This window comes from Paenibacillus peoriae KCTC 3763 (assembly GCF_000236805.1).
In the GTDB taxonomy this organism is placed as follows: domain Bacteria; phylum Bacillota; class Bacilli; order Paenibacillales; family Paenibacillaceae; genus Paenibacillus; species Paenibacillus peoriae.
The window spans coordinates 62,304-75,405 of sequence record NZ_AGFX01000016.1 but is presented as its reverse complement, the minus strand read 5'-3'; the positions used below and the strand labels follow the sequence as shown (position 1 = coordinate 75,405).

The 13,102-nt window shown below is 46.3% G+C and carries 12 protein-coding genes; 7 read left to right on the top strand and 5 right to left on the bottom strand.

All coding sequences use genetic code 11. The features are described 5' to 3' along the window. Positions 1 to 92: 92 nt before the first annotated feature. The 5 genes from KQI_RS0110395 to KQI_RS0110375 form a co-directional block, all read right to left on the bottom strand. Complete coding sequence (locus tag KQI_RS0110395; RefSeq protein ID WP_010346718.1) at positions 93 to 395, bottom strand: putative quinol monooxygenase; 303 nt, start codon at positions 393 to 395, stop codon at positions 93 to 95. A gap of 439 nt (positions 396 to 834) precedes the next feature. Next, positions 835 to 2,115, bottom strand: a complete 1,281-nt coding sequence (locus KQI_RS0110390; RefSeq protein WP_010346717.1) for a glycoside hydrolase family 140 protein — start codon at positions 2,113 to 2,115, stop codon at positions 835 to 837. A 91-nt stretch (positions 2,116 to 2,206) separates the two neighbouring features. Then, entirely contained in the window at positions 2,207 to 3,511 is a 1,305-nt protein-coding gene (locus KQI_RS0110385) for a PTS sugar transporter subunit IIC (protein WP_010346716.1), read from the bottom strand. Positions 3,512 to 3,607: 96 nt separating this feature from the next. Then, entirely contained in the window at positions 3,608 to 3,907 is a 300-nt protein-coding gene (locus KQI_RS0110380; protein ID WP_010346485.1) for a PTS sugar transporter subunit IIB, read from the bottom strand. After that, the gene (locus KQI_RS0110375) at positions 3,907 to 4,260 is read right to left on the bottom strand and encodes a PTS sugar transporter subunit IIA (protein ID WP_010346715.1); all 354 of its coding nucleotides are present in this window, start codon (positions 4,258 to 4,260) and stop codon (positions 3,907 to 3,909) included. The genes KQI_RS0110380 and KQI_RS0110375 overlap by 1 nt, the downstream gene beginning before the upstream one ends. Before the next feature lie 365 nt (positions 4,261 to 4,625). Between KQI_RS0110375 and KQI_RS0110370 the strand changes: the two genes are divergently transcribed. The 7 genes from KQI_RS0110370 (at position 4,626) to KQI_RS0110340 (ending at position 13,090) form a co-directional block, all read left to right on the top strand. Then, positions 4,626 to 6,062: a 6-phospho-beta-glucosidase gene (locus tag KQI_RS0110370; RefSeq protein ID WP_010346714.1), complete on the top strand. Its 1,437-nt coding sequence runs from the start codon at positions 4,626 to 4,628 to the stop codon at positions 6,060 to 6,062. Positions 6,063 to 6,337: 275 nt separating this feature from the next. Continuing rightward, positions 6,338 to 7,168, top strand: coding sequence for a BglG family transcription antiterminator LicT (gene licT, locus KQI_RS0110365; RefSeq protein WP_010346712.1), 831 nt, complete (start codon positions 6,338 to 6,340; stop codon positions 7,166 to 7,168). 250 nt (positions 7,169 to 7,418) lie between these two features. Further along, positions 7,419 to 9,308: a beta-glucoside-specific PTS transporter subunit IIABC gene (locus KQI_RS0110360; protein WP_010346711.1), complete on the top strand. Its 1,890-nt coding sequence runs from the start codon at positions 7,419 to 7,421 to the stop codon at positions 9,306 to 9,308. Between the two features lie 218 nt (positions 9,309 to 9,526). Continuing rightward, positions 9,527 to 11,017, top strand: coding sequence for an alanine/glycine:cation symporter family protein (locus tag KQI_RS0110355; protein WP_010346710.1), 1,491 nt, complete (start codon positions 9,527 to 9,529; stop codon positions 11,015 to 11,017). A gap of 150 nt (positions 11,018 to 11,167) precedes the next feature. Beyond that, complete coding sequence (locus KQI_RS0110350) at positions 11,168 to 11,773, top strand: bifunctional transcriptional activator/DNA repair enzyme AdaA (RefSeq protein WP_010346709.1); 606 nt, start codon at positions 11,168 to 11,170, stop codon at positions 11,771 to 11,773. Then, a complete protein-coding gene (locus KQI_RS0110345) occupies positions 11,754 to 12,272 on the top strand; it encodes a methylated-DNA--[protein]-cysteine S-methyltransferase (RefSeq protein WP_010346708.1) in 519 nt (172 codons plus the stop codon). Before KQI_RS0110350 ends, KQI_RS0110345 begins: the two co-directional genes overlap by 20 nt. Beyond that, complete coding sequence (locus KQI_RS0110340) at positions 12,272 to 13,090, top strand: SPL family radical SAM protein (protein WP_010346707.1); 819 nt, start codon at positions 12,272 to 12,274, stop codon at positions 13,088 to 13,090. Before KQI_RS0110345 ends, KQI_RS0110340 begins: the two co-directional genes overlap by 1 nt. Positions 13,091 to 13,102 lie beyond the last annotated feature (12 nt).

Below are 13,102 nucleotides of genomic sequence, written 5' to 3'. Positions count from 1 at the left end.
CACGGCTAATATGTGGAACCCTTTTATGTTACTGTACACGTAATTACGTTTTTTGGTGGTTTATTGCTATCGTGTCTGTTTGTTTAACAAAACTAGATTCCTTTTCCGCCTTGCGGGTGAAGTTTAATTTGCTCTATACCAGCAATGAGCGGCCTTGCTCTCTGGATAAGTACTTTGGCTTCGTCTAAAGACAACGATGCTTGATGAGCTGAAGGATCACTCCATATTTCCGTTACCCAAATGCTATTAGGCTCATTCTCAGGAATGTTTACGACATATAGATCGCAACCTTCAACTGATTCCATATCATTTGCAGCTTCCAACAGCATTTCAACCAGAGTGTCACGTTGACCTTCGTGAGCGATGAATTTTGTATATAAACCAAATTTGTTCATACCTTATTTCCCCTTTGATTATCATATTATCAATACTATTTGTTTCATTTACAGTAGACAGGCATGCAGTGACCATTCGTTTCTGGCTTATTTGAGGGCGTAAGGTAAGTAACACCATATCGGCTGTGCCATGTACACCACGCCAAATAGTATCTTCCGCTTAAAGGAATCGGATTATTCTTGCTGTAATATTCAGCCTGCACCTCCCTTTAAATAACATTTTACTGTATGCGAGTATAAAAGGGAACGTTCGTTCTTCATTTCGGTTCGCCTTGCTATTTATAATAAGCAGCTACCTTGTGACTCTGCACGTTCACGCTTCGCCTTCATTATGAAAAGCCCAACCTTATCCGGTTGGGCTTTTGTTATACCTGTAATTGTAAACGGGTTGCGGACATCAGCTTTTGGGAGCAGCCGATTACCTTGAGCCATTCATCGGTTATTTTCTAATGCCGATGAGTAGGACATCCGCTTCGAAATCATGCATATCGATGATCGTGATTTGCTCTTGCACAGAGACTGAAGTTGTGCCAAAACGACGATTCTCCAGGTCAATGACCGTGAAATCATATTCACTAAGATCGGCGTCCAGCTTCAGCACCGTGTTGACCGGAACATAGATGGCGACCTTTGTGGAATCGGCGGTTACAGCCGCACGGATTTCTTCCGTATTTTTAAGCACAATGTTCCAAGGCTGCATATCCGTAAGTCCGTATATCCCGAAGAGCCATTGGGCCAATCCATAATCCCATGCTCCTTCAAATTTAAGAGCAGACTGCCAATCATATGGACTGTCGAATCCCTCCCCCGTTACACCGAACTTTTTGCCTTTCCGATGCCAGCTCCAAATACCGTGGGCTCCATAGGTTATGCCAGCAGAGGCTCCGGACAGAAGACTTTGCCAGGCTGCCTTGCGAACATCGGCGCGGGTGAAGCGGCCATAGACTTTGCGACTGTAGCCCATCTGCTCATAACAGGGCTCCGAGTTAAGTACCGGCCGGGTGACAGACTTATGATAGAAATCCAGTGCGATCGTATAAGCCGTGGGCTGAAATTGTGAATTATGTCCCGACTGATACATGTAAAAATCCAAATCGGGATCATTGATAAATTCCTCCGGCAGTACCGCTAATCTTCCTTGAATATGCAGCGTGGTCAGGCACTGCGGGCTGTGCTGCTTTACGGTATGAAGAGCGGTCCGGTAATATTGGTTGGCACACTCGGAAGGAAAATCGGTGTCACCGCTTATAATATAAATAGGGTAGAATTTGGAGAACCGCTCGGCAACATAACGTACATAAGGCTCCACTGCCTCAAGCGGCATCTTTTTCTCCTCACGAAGCTTGGCGGCCCAGGTATCCGGGATATAATTACACCACAAAAGGACTAGCGCAGGAACAAAGCCTCTGTTTACCGCCATTTCGATCATCGTCTCAGCTCGGGTAAAGTACTCTTCGTTCAGTGTAAAGAAATCGTAGCTGCCATCCTCGGCACGTGCGAACGGTTCGTAGCTCAAATCGCTGCCGCTCGCATCCCACTGGCGCAGCACATTGATTTGCAGGACATTGAATCCCTGGCTTTTCCGGTAATCCAGATAATAGGCCCATTCCTCCAGTGTGATGTTGGTAAACGCGCTCCAAACCGTATCGGCCAGATAAAAAAAGGGAGTACCTTCATGAATAAAATAACGTTTGTTCTCAGCGATGCTCAGTTTAATCAAAAGTTTCCTCTCCTAACGGTTGTAATGGCAGAAACGGCGATCGTTTGCCGTCCGCCGTTTCTGCTTTTTTTTCTATTTTACTATTTTACTATTATGAGATGACAGGACTTGCTGCGGTTTCACTCGCTTGCTGTTGTTCCAATTGCTCCTGTGCTTCGCGCTCCTTATTCAGCGCCTGTTTGTCCAGCGCTCTAAAGAACGGATAGTAGATCAGCATACTGATCGGAATTAGCACCAGTTGTGCGGCGGCCAGTCTCCAGCTGCCCTCGATGAAGCCCAGAGCAAAGATGGGGGTGCCGAAAGCCGGATAAATCCCGATTGGTGCCGGCAACAAGCCGATGTTGGTGCCAATATAGCCAAGTACCGCACAAACGATAGGAGTAACGACAAACGGAATCGCCAGCAACGGGTTCAATACGATTGGAATTCCGAAGACCATTGGCTCGTGAATCGAGAAAAAGGTGCCCGGAAGACCAAGCTTCCCGATGGTGCGAAGCTGTTTGCTCTTGGCCAGGAAAACCAACAGCAGGGCGAAGCCGAGCATCGGTGCATAGTTGCAATAGATGTACCAAAAAGCCAGCCCGATCACGTTCGGAAGCGGAGTGCCTGCCTGGAAAGCATCAAGGTTAGCCAGATCCAGGCTCATCCAGATCGGTTTAACGATAGCGAGTGTAACAATTGCCCCGTGAATCCCGAACATCCACAGAGCCTGCATAATGATCAGCGCAATAATCAAAGCACCGAGCGATCCACCCAATCCTTCCAGTGGTACTTGGAGATAGGTGTAGATAAAATCGTGAATCGTACCGAATGGAGTCTGCATGAACAGACCGGCCACGATGACGAACACAAGTGCTACCAAGACGGCCGGGATCAATCCGGAGAAGGTTTTGACAACGGTAGGCGGAACCCCGTCAGGCATTTTGATCGTCCAATTGCGATCGACAATCCAAATATACAACCGTGCGGCAATCAAGCCGACGAACATGGCGACGAACAATCCCTGTGCGCCGAGCCATTGAAGCGGCAGGGCCCGGACTTTATCAAAGGTCTGGACCGGTGTGACGATCAGAAAAGAGAGAAGGGCGGTTGCCGCCGGAACAAGGGGGTCCTTGTCAAAAGCTTGCGCCAGTCTGTAGGCTATAAAAAATACTGCATACAGAGCAATGATGCCGGTGGTCATCGTCGATGCCAATCCGATTATACCCTTCACCGGTGCAATGAGATTCTGGTAAGGCTCCCAAGCAAGCGCAGAGAAGAGGGTTGCAAATGCCCCGATAATCAGAAAAGGAAGGGTGGACATCAGCCCGTTGGAAATTGCGCTCATGTAACGATTTTGCTGAATTTTGCCCGCTACTTTTTGAAGCTTATGAGAGAATTTTTGTTGGTTGGCCATAGTTATTCAACTCCTGCTTTAGACTTTCATCTGCTTATAAAACCAATGAGAGAACGCTTCCATTCTGGCAGATGAGTGAACATCTGACCTTGAGCTTTACAGCTTAAGCGCGTCTCCCAGCACCTTTTCACCGTTCATCATGCCGTAATCCATCGTGTTGATAACGCTTACTTTCATGCCTTGAGGTTCATATTTTGCCTTGAAATCGTCCTCCAGATAGCCGACCTGCGGTCCAATCAGCAGCACATCCGTCTTGTCAGCATATTCTTTAAAAGAACCTTCGGAAGTGGCTCTGATTTCAACCTCAAGGTTTTGCGCTTGGGCGGACTTTTGCATTTTCTGTACCAACATACTTGTAGACATTCCAGCAGCACATACCAGTGTAATTTGTTTCATTAATTGTTCCCTCCGATTGAAGTGTGATTTGAGATTTCTTCATAGCGATTCAATCTGGCGTAAAGCTCGATCATATGGCCAGCCAGATCTTTAGTTGTGATGGCCGACATCAGGTGATCTTGAGCATGCACCATTAGCAGTGTGATTTCGTGGACGGTTCCGCCCGCTTCCTGTTGAATCAGCCTCGTTTGTAATTTATGCGCTTTCACCAACTCGGCTTTGCCTTCTTCAAGCCGTTCTGCCGCCTGCTGTGTGTGACCTTTTTGAGCCAGCGCGATCGCTTCCATCGCTTTACTCTTGGCAACGCCTGCATTGGTTATAATTCCCATTATGATTTCCTGATACTCATCCATCTCTTTCACCTCATGCTTTTTTCTCTTTAGCTTACAGATTCAGTGTAAAGGTTTACAGCCGAGATCTAAACCCAAGCCTTTTCCGCCAGTAGCGGAAATTCATTCATCGTTACTACTCAAGAACAGGGAGGGACCTTCCTGTAAAGATGAATTTGCGAATTATCATATCAAATGAATTTGACAGGCTCCCGAATCTTTGTTAGAGTTTTGTTCAAATACGTATTACCTTTTCATGGGATGTTACCGATAGGGCATAACCTGAATTGGCTTGTTTGCACTACAAGTGTACTCAGGCTGGTTTAGGTTTTTTTATTACCCATTCCTCTTGGTCTCCCTTTTATTACACACTTGGAAGGAGAACGTTTATGTCCAGTTTTATTTTTCCTAAAGACTTTTTATGGGGCGGTGCCCTTGCTGCCAATCAGGCCGAAGGCGCTTATTTGGAAGGCGGTAAAGGACTGAGCCTGGTGGACCTGCTGCCTACAGGAGAGAAGAGAATGAGCATTATGAAGGGGAATGTTCCTTCACTCACCCCGCTTGAAAGCGAATTCTATCCTTCGCACGGAGCAATTGATTTTTACCATCAATATCGGGAGGATATTGCGCTATTTGCAGAAATGGGCTTTAAGGCGCTGCGTGTTTCCATTGCCTGGGCTCGCATTTTTCCAACTGGAGAAGATGCTCCGAATGAAGCCGGGTTGCAATTTTACGATGATCTATTCGACGAATTGCATAAGCATGGCATCCAGCCGGTGGTGACCCTCGCTCATTTTGATGTTCCGGTAGACCTTGTTGAAAAATATGGAGGCTGGCGGAGCCGGAAGCTGGTAAATCTGTTCGAAACTTATGCCAAAACAGTATTCGCCCGTTACAAGGATAAAGTGAAATACTGGATGACGTTTAACGAGATTAACATGCTGCTCCATTTGCCGTTTCTTGGCGCCGGGCTTGTATTCCAGGAAGGTGAAAATGTTAAACAAATTCAGTACCAGGCCGCACATCATCAGCTTGTTGCAAGCGCGCTGGCTGTAAAAGCGGGCCACGAAATTATTCCGGATGTACAGATTGGTTGTATGCTCGCTGCCGGTAGCTTCTATCCGTATACGTGCAACCCTGAAGATGTGTATCAGGGGATGGAAAAAGATCGCGAATCCTACTTCTTCATCGATGTACAGTCACGCGGCGAATATCCTGGTTATGCGAAGCGCTTCTTCAAGGATCACGGCTTGAACATCGAGATGGAGCCTGGCGACGCCGATATTCTGAAAAATCATACTGTTGATTACATTGGGTTCAGCTACTATTCGAGCCGGACGACCAGCACAGATCCGGAAGTTGTCAAGAACATGACCAGCGGCAATGTGTTTGGCTCTGTATCCAACCCGTATCTGGACAAGTCCGATTGGGGCTGGACGATTGATCCAAAAGGATTCCGCATTACAGCCAACCAATTGCATGATCGCTACCAAAAGCCTTTGTTCGTAGTGGAAAACGGTTTTGGTGCCAACGACGTGGTTACGCCAGAAGGAGAAGTCAACGACGATTACCGCATCGACTATCTCAAGCGGCATATTGCCGAAATGGGCGAAGCTCTTCAAGACGGGGTCGAAATTATCGGTTACACAAGCTGGGGACCTATTGACATCGTTAGCGCTTCTTCGGGAGAGATGAAAAAACGCTATGGCTATATTTATGTAGATCGTGACAACGAAGGCAACGGCTCGCTGAAACGGATTAAAAAGAAAAGCTTTCACTGGTACAAAAATGTGATTCAGTCTGACGGGGAGAACCTGGGAGAATAATCGTACAACAAGTAAACAGGATCGGATGCCCCGGATTTCCGGGGATTTCCGTTTCCGTTTCTTGGGTGAAAGCGTTGACAATCAATCCTCTTCGGGCTATACTTGACGCAATTCCATCATTTTTAGGATTGTTACTGCGTAGCAGGCAAAACCTAAGCCACGAATAAGCAGATTTTATGGTCTTGTTTATTTGCTGCGCTTTGGTTTTTTTTCTGTTTGCAATTAAAGGATGGAATAGGTGTGGCTCTTGCTGGCATATAGAACGGGGGATCGAGATGAATATAGCAAAGGTCATTAACAACAATGTAATTAGTGTCTACCAGTCCGACGGCACGGAACTTGTGGTGATGGGACGGGGGATTGCATTTAAGAAAAAGCCTGGAGACAAAGTGGACGAAACCAGAATTCAGAAGGTATTTGCTCTGAAAAACAAGCAGACGTCCGATAACTTCAAAATGCTGCTGCGTGAAGTTCCGCTTGATTTGATTGTGATTGTGGAAGAAATCATTAATGACGCCAAGCATAATCTGAACAGAAAGCTGAACGAAAATATTTATGTTTCTTTGACCGACCATATCAATTTCGCCGTGGAAAGATACCAGCAAGGATTAGAGATCAAAAACGCGTTATTGTGGGAAGTTAAGCAGCTATACAAAGAAGAATTTGCAATTGGTCTGAAAACGCTGGAACAAATCAAACAAAGACTCGGCATTGAACTGCCTGTAGACGAAGCGGCTTTTATTGCGATTCACATCGTGAATGCTGAAATGAACGAAGAAGTCATTACCACCATGAGTATTACAAAGTTTATCCAGCAGATTATCAATATCGCCAAATATCATTTTAAGGTCGATTTTGACGAGGATTCTCTGAGTTATTTCCGTTTTATTACGCATTTGAAATTTTTCGCCCAGCGCGTATTTAAGGGGAATCACTATGAAAATAACTATGACCATTTGTACGATATGATTAAGGAAAAGCACAGAGAAGCGGCCGCCTGTACCGAGAAAATTGGAGCTTTTGTGAAAAAAGAATACAATCACGAATTGACGAATGAAGAAAAGTTGTATCTGACGGTGCATATTGAACGTGTGGTGAATAGATAAGTCGAATTCTTTCAACGAAAATGAATCAAAAATATAGGGTTAAATGTTTTTGTTGACAAATATGTAAGATTAATTGTATTATGAGAACAACAGGAATTTAATAAGTTTTAACTGGGATTGTTACTGGTTATGCAGGCAAAACCTAAGTCATGAAAAATCGCGGGACACCAATGGCCCACTATTTTTCAAGGCTTAGGTTTTTTGTGTGCCTAAATATGTAAAATGCCCTTAGAACATGGAGGTGTCTAACATGAGTTATGAAAAACTGGCTAAAGATATCGTGCATCTGGTAGGTGGAGAAGAAAATGTGGTATCGCTCGTTCACTGTGCCACCCGCCTGCGTTTTGTGCTAAAAGATGAGGCAAAGGCAGACAAAGGAAAGCTGGAAAAAACCGATGGTATTATCACGGTCAAGCAGAGTGGCGGTCAGTTCCAGGTCGTCGTTGGCAACAAAGTGCCTGAGGTTTATAACGCAATCAGCCAAGTTTCCAACATTTTGAGCGAAACTGGACAAAAAGACAAATCGGCTAAAGGCAACAAGGGATTTGGCGCCGTTATCGATGTCGTTTCCAGTATTTTTGCACCGCTGCTCGGAGTGATGGCAGGGTCCGGTATTTTGAAAGGTCTGCTGCTGATCGCCAGCAACCTTGGCTGGCTGCAGCCGAAAGAAACGACCTACATGATTTTGTATGCTGCAGCTGACAGCTTGTTTTATTTCCTCCCCCTCCTGTTAGCGGTTACAACAGCCCGGAAATTTGGAGGCAACATCTTTGTTGCCCTGACTATTGCCGGAGGGTTGCTTTACCCGTCCATCGTCACATTGAAAACGGAAGGTACACCTACGGACTTCTTCGGGATTCCGATTGTCATGATGAGTTATTCGTCTACCGTCATTCCGATCATTTTAGCTGTCATCGTCATGTGTAAGCTGGAAAAAGTGTGCAATCGATTCTTGCATGAGAGTGTCAAAAACTTTGTTACACCGTTGATCTTACTTGTTATTATGCTTCCTCTGACTTTGATGGTCTTCGGTCCCGTCGGGGTGTACGTAGGTAACGGGATTGCTGCTGGACTCGTTGCTGCGTTCAGCTTTAGTCCGCTGCTGGCCGGAGCAATCCTCGGTGCTTGTTGGCAGATGCTCGTTATTTTCGGTGTTCACTGGGGCCTTATACCTGTGTTTATTAACAACATTGCTGTTAACGGTAGAGACGGAATCAAGCCTTCTGCTTCGGCTTCCATCTTTGCTCAAACCGGTGCGGCATTTGGTGTCATGCTGAAGACTAAAAATAAAAAGCTGAGAACCCTGGCAGGCTCAGCTACACTTACCGCTTTGTTCGGCATCACGGAGCCAGCCGTCTATGGGGTTACGCTGCCGCTGAAACGTCCGTTTATTGCCGGTGTTATCGGCGGTGCTATCGGTGGTGCGATTATCGGTCAAGCAGGAACGCAGGCATTCGCCTCTGGCGCACCTGGATTGCTGACCTTGCCAATCTTTTACGGTCCTGGCGGACAAGGCTTCCCGGGATTGATTTTAGGGATTACGGTATCATTTCTGGTTTCGGCCATTTTGACCTATATTCTAGGATTTGAAGATCCGGTAGAAGAGGAGGAAACCACTGACAATTCGACTAAAGAATCCACTCCTGCAGCTGCTGTTTCTAATGAAGAGGTTCTTAGCCCGATTGAAGGAACTGTGGTCGCTCTGTCGGAGGTTCCCGATCCTGCATTTGCTTCGGAAGCTATGGGTAAAGGTATCGCGATCCAACCGACAACGGGCAGAGTTGTAGCCCCGTTCGATGGAACCATTACTGTGGCGTTCAAGAAAAAACATGCGCTCGCGATTGTTTCGCACCATGGTGCAGAAGTTCTGGTTCACGTTGGCGTAGATACGGTCAAGCTGGACGGTAAACATTTTACCTCCCATATCAAAGAAGGCGATCAGGTAAAAGCAGGAGATCTGCTGCTCGAGTTTGATGTTGAGCAAATCAAGGCAGAGGGTTATCCTACGATTACACCAGTTATCATTACGAATTCTTCCGAATATACTGAAATCCTCCCTCTCCCTCAAGGGCATGTAACGGAGCAGACCCCGCTGTTGAAACTGTCTAGTGCTTCGAATGAAAAAGAGGGCATCGCCTGAATGTCTTAAGGACAAAGCTCTGATGATCCACATCCCGGATCATCAGAGCTTTTTTGTCGTCATTTATGTAGCCGATAAGTCCATCTGTAATTGACAATATGTCAATTAAATTAACTTGTATGGTGATACAATCTAATCTATAATTTTTTTGTAATTATACAAATTCACTGGAAAAATAGACCGGAATTTTATTGACTGATCAGGGGGAAAGGCAAGGAATGTTAGAGAAATGGGCAGAAGCAGTGAATAGCATCATCTGGAGTAATCCGGTGGTATATGTGTGCTTGGGCGTGGGCTTGTTATTTTCAATCATGACTCGATTCCTGCAAATCAGGCATCTTAAAGAGATGATTCGCTTGGTATTTAAAGGGAAAAGCTCTGAGGCAGGTGTATCCTCCTTTCAGGCTTTTACAATGGCACTATCAGGGCGTGTAGGGACGGGGAATATAGCAGGTATTGCTTTGGCTGTCGGTATGGGCGGACCGGGGGCGATATTTTGGATGTGGGTCATGGCCTTTATCGGATCGGCTACAGCCTTTGTTGAATCCACACTGGCTCAAGTATATAAGGTAAAGCGTGATGGTCTGTACCGAGGCGGCCCAGCCTTTTATATCGAAAAAGGAACGGGCTTAAAATGGTTTGCCGTCATTTTTGCGGTTGTCGCGTTGGTGGCTATGTGCTTGCTTATGCCAGGAACCCAATCGAACTCGATCGCTGTAGCATTCCATAGTTCGTTTGGGATGGATATGAAGTTCTCAGGGATTTTAGTAGTCGCTTTGCTGGCACTTATTATTTTTGGCGGTGTAAAAAGGATTGCCAATGTCGCTCAGATTGTCATTCCGTTTATGGCACTTGGCTACATTCTCATTTCCTTCTATATTATGATGACGAATATTACTGCGCTTCCTGGCGTATTTTCGCTGATTTTTCGCAGTGCCTTTGGCGTGGATTCTGTGTTTGGCGGTATGGCAGGGACGGCGATTGCCTGGGGCGTAAAGCGGGGGATTTATTCCAACGAAGCCGGACAAGGCTCTGGTGCGCATCCGGCAGCCGCTGCGGAAGTTTCTCATCCGGCAAAACAGGGGCTGGTTCAGGCATTTTCCGTATACGTAGATACCTTCTTGGTGTGTACGTCTACGGCTTTCATGGTTCTCTTCACAGGCATGTATAATGTAAAAGGACCCGGCGGCGATTATATTGTACACAATCTCCCTGGCATCGAAGAAGGAACCCAATATACGCAGGCTGCTATAGAGTCGGTGTTTCCGGGCTTCGGCTCCAGTCTGCTGGCGATTACATTGTTCTTTTTCGCATTTACGACCATCATCGCTTATTACTACATTGCAGAAACGAATATGGCCTATCTCGTTGCCGACCACAAAGCCAAATGGCCCATGTTCGTCCTAAAGCTGGTTATTCTGGGCTCGACCTTCTACGGAACGGTGGTCAAGGAATCAGCGTTGGCGTGGACCTTGGGGGATATGGGCGTCGGCATTATGCTCTGGGTAAATCTAATCGCCATGATTCTGCTGGCCAAGCCTGCCTTCCGCGTGCTTAAGGATTACGAACGGCAGCAAAAGCAGGGGCTAGATCCGGTATTCGACCCGGAGAAGGCGGGGATTCCAAATGCTGAGTATTGGTCAAAGGGATACCGCCAACCTGCTGATGAGTTGACGATTACCGCTGAACCGGGCAAGCTTCAAGCCTAAGGAAGACAGACAAGTAAGATCAAGTCTAAGGTGGCTCTATTGGAGTCATCTTTTTTTCGTTATCTTGCCTTTACATTCCAAAAGGGGTACATACGTTCACTATTTGGTTTATAATGTGGGAGGCCGCATTGTACAAGAGAGGTGATTTGAATGGGAACATCTGATTTATCTATAACTGAGGACATGTGGAGAGCTATTGTAGAAAATGACAAGTCTTATGACGGCGTATTCTGGTACGCTGTGAAGACAACCGGCATATTTTGTCGCCCCTCCTGCAAATCCCGCCCTCCGAAAAGGGAAAACATTCGTGTATTTAAAACAGCAGAGCAGGCTTTGGCAGAGCAATTTCGTCCATGCAAAAGATGCAGACCAACAGGACAGCGTTTGCCTGATCATGAATGGATGGCATGGGTTGCAGAATATGTGAATTCTCACTATATGGAAGACCTAACACTACACATTCTTGCTGAAATAAGTCATGGAAGCCCATATCATTTACATCGTACCTTCAAGCGGATTATGCATAAAACTCCGATGGAATATATTCAACAAACCCGATTGGCGCAAGCCAAGAAACAGCTCATTGGCTCGGATAAGTCAGTGGCGGAAGTGGGGAAGAGCGTAGGTTTGTCCAATACGCCTTACTTTATTACGTTATTTAAAAAGAATATGGGCTGCACTCCGTTGCAATATCGTCAGCTCAAATCCAAAGAAGCACAAAGTGGAGGTATACAGCATGGGAAATCACACGAATAAGAAGATCTATTGGTCATTGTTGACCCATGAGGATTGGAATTTATATATTGCAGCCACATCTAAAGGACTATGTTATGTAGGCTCGCCCAATCAACCTGTGGCGGAATTGATTTCATGGGCAGGGAATCGGTTTCCCGGTAGTTCTTTAGTTGAAGATCCGATGTTCTTACAGCCCTATGCCAAGGAGCTGATTGAATATTTTCAAGGAGAGCGCACAAATTTTACCATCCCGTCTGACTTTCAAGGAACTGCGTTCCAAATGGCGGTGTGGAACGCGTTGTGTGACATTCCGTATGGGGAAACACAATCTTACTCAGATATTGCCCATGCGATCCAAAAGCCTGCATCTGTTCGTGCGGTGGGAGCTGCGATCGGTGCTAATCCGATTTTGATTACCGTTCCATGCCACCGGGTTATCGGTAAAAATGGGGCTTTGACCGGATATCGCGGCGGTTTGGACATGAAAGTAAAGCTCTTACACCTCGAACGAGGCGAATGATGAAAAATGAGTATTTTTACAAAAATCCCAAGACTCTTCTGAATAAAGGGACAGGCTTCCTGTCAGGGTATACACACTCGTTAAACCCGTATACAGGCTGTATCTTTGGCTGCTCGTATTGCTATGTGCGCCAATTGCCTGTCTCTACGTTCCGGAAGGAAGCTTGGGGGACATGGGTAGATATCAAAAATCAGGCGGCAGATATTCTTCGCAAGGAGCTTCGCAGGGCCAAATCAAAAGGTAAAGTCACGATTTTTATGTCGTCCAGCACGGACCCTTATCAACCTGTCGAGTACAAGGAAGAGGTGACCCGTTCATTACTGGAAGTGATGGTGGAAGATCCGCCGGATTTCCTGTTGGTACAGACGCGCAGTCCGCTTGTACGACGGGATGCTGATTTACTGCTCCAATTAGAGGACCACGTACGGGTGAGTATGACGATCGAAACAGATCGTGAGGATATCCGCAAGCATTTTACACCGGATGCTCCTCCCATACAGGCCCGTTTTAAAACACTGCAACTGTTACAAGAAGCAGGAGTACCAGTGCAGGCCACCATCGCTCCCATACTTCCAAGCAGCGAGTATTTTGCAGATAAGCTCTGGCCTCTGGTCAACCGTGTCTGTATTGATGATTATTTTATGGGGGACGGCAGTGGAGGAAGGCGGACACGAAGCTTAAATATGGGTGCGTTGTACGAGTCGTTGGGCCTGGAGGCTTGGTATCACCCGGCTGCTTACAAAATGGTTTATGAGCGTTTTCTCCACATTTTCCCGGAAGAACAGCTCTATGTGAGCAAGGAAGGGTTTGAACCCTGATTTGGGTTGAAG